The sequence below is a fragment of the Spirosoma sordidisoli genome (assembly GCF_004138325.1).
GTDB lineage: Bacteria > Bacteroidota > Bacteroidia > Cytophagales > Spirosomataceae > Spirosoma > Spirosoma sordidisoli.
Genome location: NZ_SBLB01000005.1, coordinates 95,655 through 112,634 on the forward strand (window position 1 = coordinate 95,655; position 16,980 = coordinate 112,634).

Annotated in this window: 19 protein-coding genes; 15 read left to right on the forward strand and 4 right to left on the reverse strand. The window is 56.6% G+C overall.

The genetic code is table 11. The features are described 5' to 3' along the window. Positions 1 to 220 precede the first annotated feature (220 nt). A complete protein-coding gene (pckA, locus tag EQG79_RS18350) occupies positions 221 to 1,798 on the reverse strand; it encodes a phosphoenolpyruvate carboxykinase (ATP) (RefSeq protein WP_129603092.1) in 1,578 nt (525 codons plus the stop codon). A gap of 155 nt (positions 1,799 to 1,953) precedes the next feature. On the opposite strand from pckA, the gene EQG79_RS18355 reads away from it, so the two are divergent. Continuing rightward, the gene (locus EQG79_RS18355) at positions 1,954 to 3,453 is read left to right on the forward strand and encodes a helix-turn-helix domain-containing protein (RefSeq protein ID WP_077924156.1); all 1,500 of its coding nucleotides are present in this window, start codon (positions 1,954 to 1,956) and stop codon (positions 3,451 to 3,453) included. A 44-nt stretch (positions 3,454 to 3,497) separates the two neighbouring features. Here EQG79_RS18355 and EQG79_RS18360 read toward each other — a convergent pair whose 3' ends face one another. Next, entirely contained in the window at positions 3,498 to 4,412 is a 915-nt protein-coding gene (locus EQG79_RS18360) for a pirin family protein (protein ID WP_077924155.1), read from the reverse strand. Positions 4,413 to 4,524: 112 nt separating this feature from the next. On the opposite strand from EQG79_RS18360, the gene EQG79_RS18365 reads away from it, so the two are divergent. After that, a complete protein-coding gene (locus EQG79_RS18365) occupies positions 4,525 to 5,547 on the forward strand; it encodes an LLM class flavin-dependent oxidoreductase (protein ID WP_077924154.1) in 1,023 nt (340 codons plus the stop codon). A gap of 14 nt (positions 5,548 to 5,561) precedes the next feature. Here EQG79_RS18365 and EQG79_RS18370 read toward each other — a convergent pair whose 3' ends face one another. Next, positions 5,562 to 6,500, reverse strand: coding sequence for a CPBP family intramembrane glutamic endopeptidase (locus EQG79_RS18370; RefSeq protein WP_129603094.1), 939 nt, complete (start codon positions 6,498 to 6,500; stop codon positions 5,562 to 5,564). Positions 6,501 to 6,665: 165 nt separating this feature from the next. Here EQG79_RS18370 and EQG79_RS18375 point away from each other — a divergent pair, with 165 nt between their 5' ends. From EQG79_RS18375 to EQG79_RS18385, 3 genes are all read left to right on the forward strand, one after another. After that, on the forward strand, positions 6,666 to 7,082 hold the full coding sequence (locus EQG79_RS18375) for an organic hydroperoxide resistance protein (RefSeq protein WP_129603096.1): 417 nt from the start codon (positions 6,666 to 6,668) through the stop codon (positions 7,080 to 7,082). A gap of 55 nt (positions 7,083 to 7,137) precedes the next feature. After that, complete coding sequence (locus EQG79_RS18380; protein WP_129603098.1) at positions 7,138 to 7,569, forward strand: DoxX family protein; 432 nt, start codon at positions 7,138 to 7,140, stop codon at positions 7,567 to 7,569. Between the two features lie 87 nt (positions 7,570 to 7,656). Then, positions 7,657 to 8,091, forward strand: a complete 435-nt coding sequence (locus EQG79_RS18385) for a MarR family winged helix-turn-helix transcriptional regulator (RefSeq protein WP_170315658.1) — start codon at positions 7,657 to 7,659, stop codon at positions 8,089 to 8,091. A 229-nt stretch (positions 8,092 to 8,320) separates the two neighbouring features. Here EQG79_RS18385 and EQG79_RS18390 read toward each other — a convergent pair whose 3' ends face one another. Continuing rightward, positions 8,321 to 8,914: a hypothetical protein gene (locus EQG79_RS18390; RefSeq protein WP_077924226.1), complete on the reverse strand. Its 594-nt coding sequence runs from the start codon at positions 8,912 to 8,914 to the stop codon at positions 8,321 to 8,323. A gap of 356 nt (positions 8,915 to 9,270) precedes the next feature. Between EQG79_RS18390 and EQG79_RS18395 the strand changes: the two genes are divergently transcribed. The 10 genes from EQG79_RS18395 (at position 9,271) to EQG79_RS18440 (ending at position 16,918) form a co-directional block, all read left to right on the forward strand. Further along, a complete protein-coding gene (locus EQG79_RS18395; RefSeq protein ID WP_129603100.1) occupies positions 9,271 to 9,672 on the forward strand; it encodes a T9SS type A sorting domain-containing protein in 402 nt (133 codons plus the stop codon). Positions 9,673 to 9,961: 289 nt separating this feature from the next. Beyond that, positions 9,962 to 10,789, forward strand: coding sequence for a hypothetical protein (locus EQG79_RS18400; RefSeq protein ID WP_129603102.1), 828 nt, complete (start codon positions 9,962 to 9,964; stop codon positions 10,787 to 10,789). A 22-nt stretch (positions 10,790 to 10,811) separates the two neighbouring features. Next, positions 10,812 to 11,681: a helix-turn-helix domain-containing protein gene (locus EQG79_RS18405; protein WP_129603103.1), complete on the forward strand. Its 870-nt coding sequence runs from the start codon at positions 10,812 to 10,814 to the stop codon at positions 11,679 to 11,681. Positions 11,682 to 11,809: 128 nt separating this feature from the next. Continuing rightward, positions 11,810 to 12,196, forward strand: a complete 387-nt coding sequence (locus tag EQG79_RS18410; RefSeq protein WP_129603105.1) for a DUF983 domain-containing protein — start codon at positions 11,810 to 11,812, stop codon at positions 12,194 to 12,196. Between the two features lie 267 nt (positions 12,197 to 12,463). After that, positions 12,464 to 12,865, forward strand: coding sequence for a T9SS type A sorting domain-containing protein (locus EQG79_RS18415; RefSeq protein ID WP_129603107.1), 402 nt, complete (start codon positions 12,464 to 12,466; stop codon positions 12,863 to 12,865). Between the two features lie 200 nt (positions 12,866 to 13,065). Further along, a complete protein-coding gene (locus tag EQG79_RS18420) occupies positions 13,066 to 13,293 on the forward strand; it encodes a hypothetical protein (protein ID WP_077924518.1) in 228 nt (75 codons plus the stop codon). Then, entirely contained in the window at positions 13,290 to 13,973 is a 684-nt protein-coding gene (locus EQG79_RS18425; RefSeq protein WP_129603109.1) for an outer membrane beta-barrel protein, read from the forward strand. The genes EQG79_RS18420 and EQG79_RS18425 overlap by 4 nt, the downstream gene beginning before the upstream one ends. Before the next feature lie 209 nt (positions 13,974 to 14,182). Beyond that, a complete protein-coding gene (locus EQG79_RS18430; protein WP_129603111.1) occupies positions 14,183 to 14,584 on the forward strand; it encodes a T9SS type A sorting domain-containing protein in 402 nt (133 codons plus the stop codon). 317 nt (positions 14,585 to 14,901) lie between these two features. Next, on the forward strand, positions 14,902 to 16,020 hold the full coding sequence (locus EQG79_RS18435; protein ID WP_129603113.1) for a Fic family protein: 1,119 nt from the start codon (positions 14,902 to 14,904) through the stop codon (positions 16,018 to 16,020). 496 nt (positions 16,021 to 16,516) lie between these two features. Then, the gene (locus tag EQG79_RS18440) at positions 16,517 to 16,918 is read left to right on the forward strand and encodes a T9SS type A sorting domain-containing protein (protein WP_129603115.1); all 402 of its coding nucleotides are present in this window, start codon (positions 16,517 to 16,519) and stop codon (positions 16,916 to 16,918) included. Positions 16,919 to 16,980 lie beyond the last annotated feature (62 nt).

Sequence of the window (16,980 nt, forward strand, 5' to 3'; positions counted from 1 at the left end):
TAAGAATGGTTTATGCGTCTGTTACCAGGAAGGTTTCGTTACGGTCAACGGGGAAAGGGTATGAATGCCGGAACCAGGTTACTGATGGACATCGACTTGGCATCCCGACCGGTACGCCTGTACGAATCGGGCGGCAAGATCTTTTGATAGCCATCAGACAGTCGTAGGTGCGGTATGGATGCCGGGGCTGAGACGGCCACGGCATCCATACCGCGAACGGCTAGATTTCTTTCAGTTTCTCGGCGAAGGCATTGGCGAGTCGTCTGGCTGCGGCCGTGTACATGCCTTTGTACTGCCAGGTATCGATCGGGTTAAGCAGCTCCATCGGCACGCCGGGGCAGCGCTTGGGAATAGACAGGCCAAATTCGGCATGTTGACCGAACGGAACATCGTCGAGCGCGCCGGTCAGGGCTGCCTGGATCATGGCGCGGGTATGAGACAGGGCCATCCGTTTTCCAACGCCGAAGCCGCCCCCTTTCCAGCCCGTATTGACCAGCCAGACCTGCGTACCGTACTGTTCGATGCGCTGCTTCAGGAGCGTTGCGTACTGCCGGGCGGGCAGGGGCAGAAAAGCGGCCCCAAAACAGGGTGAGAAGGTCGCCGTAGGGCTGCTGACCCCCTGTTCGGTACCGGCCACTTTCGCCGTATAACCCAGCAGGAAGAAGTCGAGCGCCTGCTGGGACGTTAACCGCGACAGCGGAGGCAACACCCCAAACGCGTCGGCCGACAGGAAGAATATATGTTTGGGGGCCGGTCCGACCGCGGGCTGCCGGGCGTTGCGGATGTGATCGATCGGGTATGAGCAGCGCGTATTCTCGGTAACCGAGCCGTCGGCGTAGTTAACGGTGTTAGTGCCGGGAACAAAGCGGATATTTTCCAGGATAGCCCCCGGCCCGATGGCGTCATAAATCTCGGGTTCGTTCTCGCGGGTCAGGTTAATGACCTTGGCGTAGCAGCCGCCTTCGAAGTTAAAGATGGCCGGTTCGTCTGGTCCGTTATCGGCCCAGCCGTGTTCATCGTCGCCGATGAGGTGGCGGGTGGGGTCGGCCGAAAGGGTTGTTTTTCCCGTTCCCGACAGGCCGAAGAACAGGGCCGTATCGCCATCTTTGCCACTATTGGCCGCGCAGTGCATCGGCAGTACGCCGTGCTGGAGGGGCAGGCTGTAGTTGAGTGCCGAAAAAACGCTTTTCTTGATCTCGCCGGCATAGCCCGTACCGCCAATCAGGATAACCCCTTTCGACAGGTTCAGGATGGTGAAGTTGGCGTTGCGGGTGCCGTCGATGGCCGGACTGGCTGTAAACGCCGGGTCCACAATAATCGTGAAGTCAACGGGGCCGTTGGTCGGTTCGGTGGCGTCTGGCCGCAGAAACATATTATAACTGAACAGATTGTGCCAGGCCAGTGTAGTAATGATGCGCAGCCGAACGCTGTATTCGGGCAGGGCACCGGCCCGGGCGTAGCGGGTATACACCTTGCGACCGCTCAGGCTGGCCAGCATCCGCTCCTCCAACTGATCGAAAGCGTCGGCGCAGAACGGTTGGTTCACGTCGCCCCAGTCGATGGTATCTGTCGTCTGCGCGTCGCGGACAATGTACCGATCTTTGGGAGTCCGGCCGGTAAAACGGCCGGTCTGGCAAACCAGCGCGCCGGTGTCGGCCAGCTGGCCTTCGCCGTTGGCCAGAATTTCGGCAACCAGGTCATCGGGAGCGAGATCCTCGAGCAGGTGAACATCGGTAGGCAATCGGAGCCATGAACGATCACTGGCAAACGCTACTGGGGGCACGAGTAAAGCTTCCATAGATGACTGGTTTTTGGTGATGTTTTGAGACAATGTGATGAAGTGTTTCAAAGATATTTTGCGATAATACATTAAACAAGCGATTTATCGCTAAATCTTGAAAACTTGCTATAAATCAGCAAATCCGTACCTTTATTCCTTCAACTTTTGAGCGAATGGACCTTAATTCCAGCAACATACGGTTGCTTTTCGGGCTGAAACTCCGGCAGATGCGGCTCGATAAATCGCTGACGCAGTTTGAATTGGCTGAGCGGGCAGGCGTATCTCAGTCTTATATCAACGAGATCGAAAAAGGGAAGAAATATCCCAAGACCGAGAAGATCATCGGGCTGGCCAAAGCGATGGATACGACCTATGAGTCGCTGGTATCGCTTCAGCTCAACAAAAAAATGGAGCCTATTTACCAGTTGCTCCGCTCCAATCTGCTGACCGAGCTACCCCTGAACATGTTCGGCATTGAGCCGGGCGATCTGCTGGAGCTGCTATCGGAGGCCCCCGTCAAGCTGAGTGCCTTCATCAGCACCGTAGTCGAAATGGCCCGGAACTACAACGTAGACCTGCCCCATTTTTACTTCACCGTCATGCGGACCTACCAGGAGATGCATGATAATTACTTCGCCGACATCGAAGAAGCGGCCGATGCCTTTCTGCGCGAGAGCGGGTTGCCGACAGAGGTTATTGTGAGCGATACGTTCCTGAGCGACTACCTCAGCGACCACTACGGCTATCATATCGAGCTGTTCAACGAGAAAACCCAGCCCGCCCTGACGCGGCTCCGGTCGGTCTATATACCCCACGAAAAGCGGTTGCTGCTGAACCAGACCCTCACTACCGATCAGCGGGCGTTTACGCTGGGCCGCGAGCTGGCGTTTCAGTACATGAACCTGACCGCCCGCCCCCTCACGTCGACCTGGGTGGAGGTGAGCTCGTTTGAGCAGGTGCTGAACAACTTTCAGGCGTCGTACTTTGCCGGGGCCATTCTGATTCGGCGGGAGGCTCTGCGCGCCCGGCTGGATGAGTTACTCAATCTGTCGACCTGGAAGGAGGCTTCGGCGGCTCTGACGGCTATGCTCGACCAGTTTCAGGCCACGCCCGAAACGCTCCTGCTGCGGATGAGCAACCTGCTGCCGCATTACTTCGGGGTCGATCAGCTGGTGTTTCTGCGGTTCGAGCAGGAGACCAGCAGCCCCGTGGTGAACCTGACCCGCGAAATCCACCTGTCGCGGCTGCACAATCCGCACGGCACTACCGACGAGCATTACTGCCGGCGCTGGGTGTCGCTGACGAGTCTGCACGAGCTGGAAGAGGTGCTGCGGGCCAGGGCCTACCAGACCCCGCTGGTACGGGCGCAGCTGTCAGATTACATCGATTCGCAGAATACCTACCTGATTATGTCGTTTACGCGGCCGCTGACCCCCATCCGGCACCTGAACCATAGCGTGGCGCTGGGTGTGCTGGTCGATGAAAGTTCGCGGGCGCGCATCCGGTTCCTGAACGACCCGGCCCTGAACCGGCGGGAGGTGAACGAATCCTGCGAGCGCTGCCGCCTGACCGACTGTCTGGAACGGGTAGCCCCGCCCAACGTGCTGCAGCGCCAGCAGCGGATTGCGGCCATCAAGCGAACCCTGCTCGACCTGGGGCTGGCGCAGCCGTAGGTTCGGGTCGTTATACGGTTTTCGGTGGCTACAAAGCCGTAAACTCAGGATAGCGGTTGCGGAGGGGGCGTACCGGCGGGCCTTGACTTGTCCTGGGGCAGCGGTACAAACTCGGCATTGTCGTTGGGAGGCAGCGCAATACGACCCGCCTGCCAGTCGGCTTTGGCCTGCTCGATCCGGTCGAGCCGCGACGAGACGAAGTTCCACCAGATGTAGCGCTCGCCCAGGGGTTCGCCCCCAAGCAGCATGAGCGTGCAGGTTTCTTTAGCCACCAGAATCGGGTCGATGCCGCGGGTAAACACCAGCAGCTGCCCGGCGCTGTACGTATGGCCGTTTACCTCCACGCTTCCCTTCGCTACGTAAGCGCCCCGCTCAGGAAAACCCACCGGCAGGCCAAAACGCGCCCCCGGCTGCAGAACAACGTGGGCGTAAAACAGGGGCGAGTGGGTTTTGACCCCGTTTTTCAGCCCGAAGGCATCGCCCGCAATGAGACGCAGCCAGACGCCCGTGTCGGTAAAGACCGGCAGCTGGTCGGGCTGGTAGTTCTCGAACGTGGGCGCGCTTTCTTCGTCGGCTTCGGGCAGGGCCACCCAGGTCTGTATCATCTCGAGCGAGCCACCCGCCAGCGTGGCCGGGTCTTCGAACCGTTCGGAATGGGCAATGCCCCGGCCCGCCGTCATCCAGTTAACCTCGCCCGGCCGGATAATCTGCTGTACACCCAGACTGTCGCGGTGGGTAACCTGCCCGTCGAAGAGGTAGCTGACCGTCGACAAACCGATGTGCGGATGGGGCAGCACGTCCATGCTGGGTGCCTGCTCGGGGCTGAAGCTGACCGGCCCGCCATGATCCATGAAGATAAACGGGCCCAGCATACGGCGCAGGCGGTAGGGCAAAATGCGTTTTACGGTAAATCCATTTCCGAGCGAAGCGGGTCGGGCGTCAATGATCAGATCTAACATGGGCGTAAAAAGTAACGAACAGACAGTATACCCTCCTGCCGAATGAACTACAAACCCGGCGAAAGCATTACCCAGACAGGCTGAAAGTAACAGCTTATTTTCAATCTGTCGTATGCAGGTAGGTATAGATAGTTTTGCGGCCGCGTTTCAGCAGGCCGGTAACCGCCCCGTATCCAATGATTCGGAGGCTCTGAATCAGTTGATTGACCGAATCGAACAGGCCGATCAGGCTGGGCTGGACGTGTTCGGTATCGGCGAGCACCACCGGCCGGAGTTTCTCGACTCGGCGCCTACGCTCATCCTGGCGGCTGCGGCTGCCCGTACCCGCCAGATCCGGCTGACGAGCGCAGTAACGGTCCTGAGCGCAGCCGACCCGGTGCGGGTGTTTCAGCAGTTCGCTACCCTCGATCTGATCTCCCGAGGACGCGCCGAACTCGTTGTGGGGCGGGGTTCCTTTACCGAATCGTTTCCGCTCTTCGGCCTCAACCTGCACGACTACGACGCGCTCTTCTCCGAAAAACTCGACCTGCTGCTCACCATCCGCGACAACGAAGCCGTACACTGGTCGGGCCAGTACCGACCCGCCCTGACCGGACAGGGCATTTACCCCCGGCCGTTACAGAAGCCGCTCCCGATCTGGATCGGCGTGGGCGGCACACCCCAGTCGTTTGTTCGGGCGGGGGTGCTGGGCCTGCCGCTCATGGTAGCCGTTATTGGTGGCGAAACGCATCGGTTCCGGCCCCTGGTCGACCTGTACCGCGAAGCCGGACGGCGGGCGGGTCATGCGCCGGAGCAGTTGCAGGTGGGGCTCCATTCGATCGGGTACGTAGGCAACACGACCCAGGAAGCCATCGCCGACTTTTACCCGGGCTATGCCGAAACCTTTACCCGCATCGGCAAAGAGCGTGGCTGGCCACCCGTTACCCGTGCCCATTTCGACGCCATGAACAGCGAACGCGGGGCACTGCTGGTAGGCGGTCCGGAAGAGGTGGCGCAGAAGATTCTCCGGCACAGCGAAGCGCTGGGGGGTATCTCGCGGGTTACGTTCCAGATGGACAATGCCGGGCTGAGCCACCAGCAGCTCATGAACGCTATCGACCTGATCGGCACCCGCGTTTCTCCCTTGCTGCGGTAGCCGCCCCCGTAGGGTCAGCGCCCGGCCTTTTGCAGAAAAGCGGCCAGTTCCATACCCCAGGCAATGCCGATATGGATCAGCAGCCCCCCCCAGATGCTGCGGGTGCTCAGCGCCAGTACGCCCAGCAGGTAGCCCCCGAAGACGGACGAAACCGCTTCGCCCAGCGGCCGGCCGAAGTGAATGGCGCAGTACCAGACCACCATCGGCAGTACGGGCCCGCGCATGACCCGGCTCATGCCGATGACCAGAAACCCGCGGAACAACAACTCGGTCGGTACGAAGTCCCAGCCGTAGCAGAACTCGTACACGAGCGCCGTAACCCATTCCGGAACCCCGAAAAACGCGTTGGCGCCGGTGTCGTGGTAGGTTGGGTAGGAGGCCAGAAAGTCGGGCTGGAACGACGCCAGCGTGATTAGCGGTACCATCAGCGCCAGCAGCAGCGCGTACAGAGCCAGCCCTTTCCGCTTGGGCGCCATGCCGTAGAAAGCCGACGGGTTCAGGCGCTGGTCGACCAGCCGGTAAAAGACGTACAGCGGCAGCACGATGGTCAGCACCGATTGCAGGTTGTGCAGGCAGTAGTACAGAAAGACGAATACCTCGCCCCCGAACAGCTGCCGGCTCAGCGCCACGTGCCCGTAGAAACCCGAATAGATCGAGTAGCAGACCAGTGCCGTGCTGCTGCGTAGCCAGAAATCGCGGCTTTGCCAGAGGTCGGCGCGTTGGTGAAAATGGGTCCAGAGCCAGACACTCCCGTAATAGCAGAGCGCGTAGAGGCCAGCGTAGAGCACCGGCCAGATGGGTCGTCCCTGGTAGATGTCGATGTACGAGTCTTCGAGATCGAGGGAGTAGTTGACGGCGAGCAGCAGCAGTAGCCAGGCCGCCGTAGCGCCGTACAGATCGGGCCGGTAGTCGGTGCGGAGGTAGTGGCGCAGGTCGTGCCAGAGGGCTTTCACAGGAGCGGGAAGAGGGCAGTTCGTCCCAAAAATACGCAGCAGATCAGCAGGTTGAGCCGATGCTACAGGTACATCAGCATGAACCGTAAAAAAACAGGTTTGGATTGGAAGGCTGCCGTTGCTACATTTGTATCGTAAACGATATAATCTTTAACGATATAAATTATGAACGCGTTATATGAAACGAGCGTAAACGTATCCGGCGGTCGGAACGGGCACGTACAAAGTGAAGATGGCATTCTTGATCTGCAGGTTCGTACGCCAAAGGAATTGGGCGGAGCCGGTGGACATACCAACCCCGAGCAGCTGTTTGCAGCCGGCTACGCGGCCTGTTTCGACAGTGCCCTGAACCTGGTCATGGGGCAGGCTAAGGTGAAACCGGAGGCTCCGTCCAGCGTAAAGGCAACAGTGGGCCTGATTCCGAATGGTCAGGGTGGATATGGTTTACAGGTGGCACTGGCCGTTACGATTCCGGGCATCGATAAAGAGCAGGCCCGGCAACTGGTCGAAAAGACGCACCTGGTTTGCCCTTATTCGAACGCTACGCGGGGCAATATCGACGTTCAGTTGCAGGTCATCTAATCATAACCAGCGTCCCGTAGCTGATGCGGGACGCTTACTGCCTACCCCTACCACCATGAAAACAACGAAGACGAGTGCGCTGCAAAATGGCTTCCGAATCCTGCTGGGAGTTTTTATGTTGCTGGCCGGTATTGGTCATCTGACGTTTCAGCGGGCCGAGTTTCAGGCGCAGGTGCCCGACTGGCTCCCCTTCAGCAAAGACAGTGTCGTGCTGTTGTCGGGGCTGGTCGAACTGACGCTCGGCCTGGCGATGGTTTTCTGGACCCGGCAGAAGGTCAGTGTAGGTTTGGCGCTGGCGCTCTTCTACGTGCTGATTTTCCCGGGCAATATTGCCCAATACGTGAACGGCACGAATGCGTTCAACCTCAACTCCGACCAGGCCCGGCTCATTCGGCTTTTCTTCCAGCCGGTGTTAATTTTATGGGCGCTGTGGTCAACGGGCGGCCTTACCTACTGGCGGCATCGACAATCGCCAGCTGCGAAGTGACGGCGGTCCGCCGAAAAAAGACAGCCCATGGCGGGAGATCAAACCAGATGGCCCACCGGTAACAAACATAAATCCAGCGCTGTACCCATGACGATCAATGAATCGCTCAAACTGGAAAACCAGCTGTGTTTTCCCCTCTACGCAGCATCCCGGCTCGTGACCCAGTGCTACCAGCCGGTTCTGGACGAGCTGGGACTGACCTATCCGCAGTACCTGGTTCTGCTGATCCTGTGGGAAACGGACCGGGTCAATCTGAAAGTATTGTCAGAAAAACTGCATTTGCAGTCCAACACCTTGACCCCGCTGCTCAAGCGGATGCAGACCATGGGCCTGATTGATCGGGTTCGCTCTCAGGAAGACGAACGGAGCGTAATTATTTCGCTTACGCCGAAAGGGCAACAACTGGCCACCGAAGCCCCCAAAGTGCTCAGCCGACTGACGAGCAACCTGGGTATTTCGCTGGAGGAAGCGCAGCAGCTGCACCGGTTGTTGTATAAACTAATAGGCAGTATAGCCGTGTAGCACAGCAGCCGGCGCCCGTTCCGCAAATCTGTTTCTAAACACATACTGCGCTGAATCGGTCAACGGGTCTTGTATGGGCATGATTAGCAACGAAGTAGCGACCACAACCTAACTGGCAAAGGGCACCCGCCGGATCACCACGAACTAAGCGGGCGGTTTGATTACCTGCTCATCGATATACCCGGGGCGGTATCGGAGAAAGCCGTTACCGTTTTTTCGATGGAATATTTTACAGACGTATCCTGAGTTGGGGGCCGATGTGTAGGCCAACCACAGGGAAATCCGGTTCGATATAGCCCCCTGTTTTCAGGCCTATACCAACCCGTTGACTGATTATATAGTAGGCCTCCAGACTCACCGGAAGGGCCAGATCCGTAAAAGACGATTGTGCATAGTACGTGGCACCACCGGTGCTGTTGTTTACCCGATAAGGATACTCCAGTCGCTGATTGAAAAAGCCAATCCCGGCTCCTGCCTGTAGCGTAAACCCGCCCGTTCGGATAAGTGAATACTTAGCCATTCCATAGCCATACAGCTGATAACCCCGGGCATTGGTACCATCCTGGGGATTAAAAAGGCTCATCGGGTCATTGGAACGAATGTCGTCGAAGTAATCAAAACGACCTGTCATAAATCCAGACGATATCGTCCAGCGTCCGGCAAGGTGATAGTCAAAATCAGCCGCAAAGTATTCTCTCGCTTTATGCTGTTTAAAGCTGGGGCTCGTGTAGGCTCCGTAGCTTACTGCCACATCGTAGGTTTTTTCCTGAGCAAGACTCATCAGGGGCACTAAACACAGGCAGGCAAGAAGGCTTAGTTTCATAGCGTTGAGCCGGTAAACGGGTGTGTAAGAAAGCACCATAAACGCTGGGATAGACTTGTTTCTACACAAGCTTATGTACTTACGAATATATACATGTAAACATAATCTTATTACACTACTACTATATAAGTTAACGGGTCAGGCAATTTCCCGCTGACTGGTTGATAAACGATTGATTGTTTTTTCCCTGACAGCTGCCGGAAAAAGAAATAAGCCACTTTATGGTGGCTATTGGGGTGGTTTTCTCAAAAGTGGCAGGGATTGACCCATTTGTGACAGGGTGGGGGCGGGGTGGTGCCGACCTTTGATTCATCAAAACAGACACAAATCACCAGCCCTCATAAACACCACCAGTCATGAAAACGCTCATCACCACCTTCGTTGTTGCCCTCTCTCTCACCGTTGCCAGCGTGGCTCCTGCCAGCGCCAACCCCATCACCCGCCCTACCCGCCCCGCCAGCGTGGCCAGCTACCAGAGCGGGGTCTACACCACGGCCGAAGGCAAAGTGCAGATCGGTCTGGACAAGCAGTCGGGGGGCAAAGTCAGTATCCGGCTGGTCAACAGCCAGGGTCAGGAGATCTACCAGGAGCAGGTAGGCAAGCGCCAGCAGCAGGTACGTCGTCGGCTGGACGTAAGCAGTCTGCCCGACGGCTCATACACCTTGCTAATCAGCAACGGGGTAGAGACGACGAGCCACGCCCTGACGATTGCCACGGCCCAGCCCTCGGAAAGCACCCGCCGGATCGCCATGAATTAAACAACAGACGCGGCTCCGCTTCTACCATCCACCTTCCTGAACACGGGGTCAGCCCCGGATATAGCCAACGCAACGGCTGTGTCTGGGGCTGATCTGTTTTATAAACTACCGCGCAGAAATCGGGAAAAGCCAACCGATTCGCTTTCTTTGCTGTTTAGTAGATAGAACTACTATTTCGATTTTAGTAACACAGGGTTCTACTCAATACCGCTTTATCGTTTCCAGACTCAACGTTCCTATGCAACCAACAATCCGTAAGGGGCTCCTATGGTCTCTGCTTCTACTGGGTTTGATCAACTGTTCTGTACCCGAACCCGAGGCCGATCAGTCCCTCGTTCTTGCCACCGAACTGACCACCAACCCCGACACCCTGGCCCGGTTCGAGCGCCCCGACGTGACCCAGATTGCCGTCAACGGCCGCGGCCCGGCCAACAAACCCATTGCAGTAAGCCGCGGAACCCAGCCGACCCGGAAAACATTCACCTACGACGCGCAGGGGCGGCTGTTGGCCAGCCTGGAACCCACGGTCTTCGGCTATGAGTACTACCTGGGCGTATACCAGCAAAACCGGCTGGTTCAGGTCTATTGGGCCACCAATCAATCGGCTCTTAGCCCCGCCAGCTATTCGCAGAACGTGATCCGGTACCGCTACAACGGCGAGAACCAGATCGGTCAGGTGCTGCACTACCAGCGGCTGAAAGACGGCGAAGGCCAGTACCGGCTTGTACAGGTCGACGAATACCAGTACGATGCAGCGGGCAGCGTAGCGACCAATCGCCGGACAACCCTGGCCGACAGCAGCTATCAGATTACCACCTGGAGTCAGGGAAAACCAGCCAGCACCAAACGCTTCAGCCGGCAGGGCACGCTCGACGACGCTACCGAGTATACCTACGACGATAAGCGCAATCCCTACGCGGGGCTGTACTTTCCGGGTCTCGATCCGTCTAATATGGGCTATGCCAGTAACCTGATCGAAACCAAAGGGCAGTTTGGAGTTTACCGGCGTGAATACAAACTGGACTACGATGCCGCTGGCCGGATCGCTGCCCGCTCTATTCGCCTGACGCCCAACGATCCCTGGACGGTAGAGTACCAGTTTTACTACGGTCAGTAACCCCCGGCCCGCCCGGTCTGTCATGTCTGCATCGGTACCTGTTTATCAACTCCAGTCGTTTCCGCGTCATGAGCCCGACACGCTCTTCTACATGACCCGGCTCGAAAAACTGGTTCAGGAGTTCAAAGGCATCGACAAGCCCCACTCGCATACGTTCTACCTGCTGATGTGGATCAGCCAGGGCAGCGGCACCCATACGATCGACTTCAAAACCTACCCCGTTACCGGACACCAGCTGTACTTCCTGACGCCGGGGCAGGTGCATAGCTGGCAGCTGTCGGCCGATATTCGGGGTTTCAACCTGTTTTTTGAGCCGGGCTTTTTCCGGGCCCGCTTCGGAAACCGGCTCTATCAGTACCCGTTTTATCACTCGCATCAGCACCTCCCCCTGCTGGAGGTTGGTCAGCAGGCGGCTCTGTTCGGTGATTTGTTTGCCTACGCCTATGAGGAATACGAACAGCGCCGGACCCATCAGGCCGAGGTGTTTCTGTCGTTTGTTCATATCCTGCTGGAGTCGGCCAACCGGCTCTACGGCCAGCAGCTGAGCGGAACGGAAGGACACCTCTACGACCGAATCCGGCAGTACGAAGAGCTGCTGGAAGCGCAGTTTGTCCGCACCCGCGCAGTCAGCGCCTATGCCGATCAGATGGGAGTTAGTCCCAATTACCTCAACCATATCTGTAAAAAGGTACTGAACAAAACGGCCAGCCAGCTGCTTCACGACCGCCTGCTGATCGAAGCCCAGCGTCTGCTGACGCATACGACCCGGTCGGTCAAGGAAATCGGTTACCAGCTCGGCTTCGACGATGGGTCGTATTTCGTCCGGTTCTTCCGGAAGCAGGCCGGACTGACCCCCGCCGAGTTCAGGCAGGCGGTACGTCAGTATCGTTGATTTGTACCATAGCCGGGCTAATTTGTCATGGCATGGGGCCAGGGGCGGGTGTACCTTTGTCTTATAAAATAGGGGTTGATTAAGAGCACGTAACCGCTCTGGCAGCCTCGCTAATTACGCCAATAGCCATGTCTTCCGATAGCCGATTAACCAGTATTTTGTTCAACAAATGTCCGCGGTGCCATGAGGGCGATTTCTTCGTGACCAAGAGCGCCTTCAGCCGGCATTTTGACCAGATGCACGATCACTGTCCGCACTGCGGAACGAATTTCATGCCGGAGCCGGGGTTCTACTGGGCTTCCATGTTTGTGAGTTACGCGTTCTTCACGATCTGGACCCTGCTGACCTTTTTTATTGTCGTCATCGGGTTGAAGGTCGATCTGAACTACTACCTCGTCGGGCTGGTGCCTACGCTGATTATACTGACTCCTTATTTCTTCCGTATGGCGCGCCGGACCTGGCTGACCATCTTCATCAAGCCCCTGCCGCACCCGACTCCTGGCAAACTAAGCTGAAATAATGTATCTGAAACGGAAAAAGGCCTGTGCTTGTCAAAAGTGCAGGCCTTTTTTTGGCAGCAGCCATTGACTGAACCGTAGTCACATAGACGTAAAATGGCGGTAAAAAAACCGGCGAATCAACCCGAAACGGGCCTGTATGGTCTGCATTTCCCAAAAGTGGCAGGGATTGACCCATTTGTGACAGAGCGGGGGCGGGGTGGTGGCGACCTTTGATTCATCAAAACGGACACAAATCACCAACCCTCATAAACACCACTAGTCATGAAAACGCTTATCACCGCCTTCGTTGTTGCCCTGTCTCTCACCGTTGCCAGCGTGGCTCCTGCCAGCGCCAACCCCATCACCCGCCCTACCCGCCCCGCCAGCGTGGCCAGCTACCAGAGCGGGGTCTACACCACGGCCGAAGGCAAAGTGCAGATCGGTCTGGACAAGCAGCTGGGAGGCAAAGTCAGCATCCGGCTGGTCAACAGCCAGGGCAAAGAATTGTACCAGGAGCAGGTGGGCAAGCGCCAGCAGCAGGTTCGTTTGCGGCTGGACGTGAGCAGCCTGCCCGACGGCTCGTACACGGTCGAGATCAGCAACGGGGTAGAGACGACGAGCCACGCTTTGACGATTGCCACGGCCCAGCCTTCGGAAAGCACCCGCCGGATCGCCATGAACTAAGCGGGCGGTTTGATTACGTACTCATCAACTTACCCAGGCGGTGTCAATGAAAGCTGGCACCGCTTTTTTTGATGGGTGCGGCCAAACGAAAGGCATTTTCTACTTCCTGAAAATCCGATAAAGCCAGTATAAAGTATGATTAGTGCGCTTAATTAACTTCATCAATTCAATAGACATACATGGTTATTGGGTCGACTCAAATGCATCAGCGCTGCTACCCGCTTTTGGTATTGGTCGTTGCCGCTCTGCTGAGTAGCTGCACCAGCCCCGAACCGGTTGTTCCCGGCGCGTCTACCCCGCATCGGTACGTACTTACGAACATCCGGTATTTTCTGGACAAGGGCGATTATATCGATACGACAACGGTACAGCTTACGGGCGCAAGTGTGCAGAATCCGGGACCCAGCCTGATTACCCAACTGTTATGACTCGATTGGGGTTGATTTTGTTGCTCCTGCTACCCGTATTCGCCCGGGCACAGCGTATTGCCATAGCGGCCGAGGTTGGCGGGTTTGGCTACAGACAGTACGGTAGCAGTCAGCTACAACGGTATAAGCTGACCGTCTTGAAACCGGTAGATCCTACGGGTTTTTCGATCGGAACAAATGCCCGGATTTCAACGGCTGGCGCTTTCTTCGGGCAGGCCGGTTTACGGTTCTCAAACCAGCCTATAGGCGTTCAGTTTACGGATACACGTCCTGATTTGCCTGCTCCCGACGAAGCGGTGCCGGGGGTCGGGCTGGCGCTTCGTCAGCTAGAGCTGCCGGTCTACGCCGGGTTTCGGGTAGGCGACAGGTCGGCTCTGCACCTGGACGTTTTTGGTGGGCTTACGCCTTCGTTGAATTGGTATGGTTCGCGGAATCAAAACGTTGCTGATCCGTACCGCAGGGCTGTTTTCGAAAGTTTGAACCGGTTTTCGCTGGCCTATGCGGCCGGGATGGCTATACGGCTCGATCGCTGGAGTCTGACAACGACATGGGAGCAAACTATGACCTCTCTCAATCGGGCTATAGCTGATCAGAACCAGTCGTTTCGGTTTAACACGGGGTATGAAGGCGTGCGCGCTATGATTGGCTACCAATTCAATCAGCGAAGGGTGGGTAAGTAGCTGATAGTAAGTTGGTATTGGTGGGGTTAAGTGAGCCGCCGGAGTAAGGCTGAGACGGGTATTGAACCGGCAATTCGGCTGTGATTTTCGGTCATTTCTCAAAAGTGGCAGGGATTGACCCATTTGTGACAGAGCCGGGGCGGGGTGATAGCGACCTTTGATTCATCAAAACGGACACAAATCACCAACCCTCATAAACACCACCAGTCATGAAAACGCTCATCACCGCCTTCACCCTTTCTGTTTCTCTTGCCATCGCCAGCGTCGTACCTGCCAGCGCCAACCCCATCACCCGCCCTACCCGTCCTGCCAGCGTGGCCAGCTACCAGAGCGGGGTCTACACCACGGCCGAAGGCAAAGTGCAGATCGGTCTGGACAAGCAGCCGGGGGGCAAGGTCAGTATCCGGCTGGTCAACAGCCAGGGTCAGGAGGTCTACCAGGAGCAGGTAGGCAAGCGCCAGCAGCAGGTACGTCGTCGGCTGGACGTGAGCGGTCTGCCCGACGGCTCATACACCTTGCTAATCAGCAACGGGGTAGAGACGACGAGCCACGCTTTGACGATTGCCACGGCCCAGCCCGCCGAAACCACTCGCCGGATCGCCATGAACTAACCAGATGAACCCAGCCGGCCCGGCGGGTAACCGATCTTAGTTTATCCCTTACCTTCCTCTCCCTTAACCAGACAGCCCATCTGCACCGTGCAGATGGGCTGTTGCTGTGTAGACCGTATGGCTAATCCCGGTTTACCCGCAGCTAAAGGCTACTTTTCCTGATGGGCTCGCGCCGGATCAAGTCAGGCCTAGGCGGTATTGGCAGGTAACATATATATAGAAAAGGCCTGTTCTCTATATATATTGCGTTCAACACACATAGAAAAGGCCTGTTTCTTATACACTTGTATCGAGTACTCTTTGTTGACACCGCTTCTATGTCATTTATTTTAACGCCCTTACCGCCCCCCGTTGATTTAGAAAGCCGCGCTGTTTTACGCAAAGCAGCAGCAGCCCACCGGTATCTGGCCGAGTTGAAAGGCGTGGCGGCCACTATTCCGAATGAGTCGATCCTCATCAACACCCTGGCGCTACAGGAAGCCAAGGACTCATCGGCCGTTGAAAATATAATAACCACGCATGATGACCTGTTTAGAGCTGAACTTTTGACAGATACGTTTATCAGCCCGGCAACGAAAGAAGTACAACGATACGCCAATGCGCTAAAAAAGGGGTTTGAGTTAGTGCGTCAGCAAAAGCTCCTCACATTGCGGCATATTCTGGCTATTCAGCAGGAACTAGAGCAGAATAGCGCCGGGTTTCGGCGAGTGCCCGGCACAACACTCCGCAACGGCCAAACCGGTGAGGTCGTGTATATACCCCCGCAGGAGGCCGATCGGGTAGTAAGCCTGATGGTCAACCTGGAGCAGTTCATCAATGACGACACCTTACTTGATGTTGACCCATTGGTGAAAATGGCCATTGTACACTACCAGTTCGAAAGCATCCACCCGTTCTACGACGGCAATGGACGTACCGGCCGGATCATCAATATGCTGTATCTGGTGCAGAAAGACCTGCTTCATCTGCCGATTCTTTACATGAGCCGCTACATTATTCAGCACAAGAGCGGCTATTACGAACGCTTACAAGCCGTGCGCGACCAACAGGATTGGGAAGGGTGGCTTTTGTATATGCTGGATGGTGTAGAACAAACGGCTCGTCAGACCATTGTGCTGGTGCAGGCCATCCGGGACCTGATGCAGCAGTACAAGCACACGCTGCGGCTCCAGTTACCCAAGCTATACAGTCAGGACTTGCTCAATAATCTGTTTCGCCATCCCTACACCAAGATCGATTTTCTGGTTGACGATCTGCGGGTAACGCGTCTGACGGCTACCCGCTACCTGGACTTGCTGACAGAGCAGGGCTTTGTACATAAACAGAAAATCGGGCGTTGCAATTACTACATCAATCAGCCCTTAGTGAAATTATTTGTGGAGGTGGGCACAAACATACCTGCTACGCCAGCCCCTATCATTCGGACAACCTCTTGACCGTAATCACCACTCCATAACAACCAACACACCTATACACCTCACATACGGTTAATACCGACCTGCCGGCATTGACCGGCCGGGCGATATTCCTCCCGTTCGTCGAGCGGGAATAGCGCTGATGTATCTGCTAAATCAGCCAGTAGCATCGCCTGGCTATACTATAAGCCAGGCTCCTGACTCAGCGCGGACAGCTCCCCCTATAGGGGGCTGGGGGGTGAAACGGTTTTTCGTACCAAGACATATCTTCATTGCGGTAAGCCTCTTGCTTTTTACAACTGTTTTCTGAATCAGATTAGGCTAACTATCGGGCAGGGATGTGTCTCCTCCAGATAAGAGGAGGGTGAGCGAATCGACTCGAAGTAGGGCTATTGGGGTGGTTTTCTCAAAAGTGGCAGGGATTGACCCATTTGTGACAGGGCGGGGGCGGGTGGGTGCCGACCTTTGATTCATCAAAACGGACATAAATCACCAACCCGCATAAACACTACCAGTCATGAAAACGCTCATCACCGCCTTCGTCGTTGCCCTGTCTCTCACCGTTGCCAATGTCGCTCCTGCCAGCGCCAACCCCATCACCCGCCCTGCCCGCCCCGCCAACGTGGCCAGCTACCAGAGCGGGGTCTACACCACGGCCGAAGGCAAAGTGCAGATCGGTCTGGACAAGCAGCCGGGAGGCAAAGTCAGTATCCGGCTGGTCAACAGCCAGGGTCAGGAGGTCTACCAGGAGCAGGTAGGCAAGCGCCAGCAGCAGGTTCGTTTGCGGCTGGACGTGAGCAGTTTGCCCGACGGCTCGTACAGCTTGCTGATCAGCAACGGGGTAGAGACGACGACCCACGCTTTGACGATTGCCACGGCCCAGCCCGCCGAAACCACTCGCCGGATCGCCATGAACTAACGAGAGTAACCCAACCGGCCCGGCCGGGTAACCGATCTTAGTTTATCCCTTACCTTCCTCTC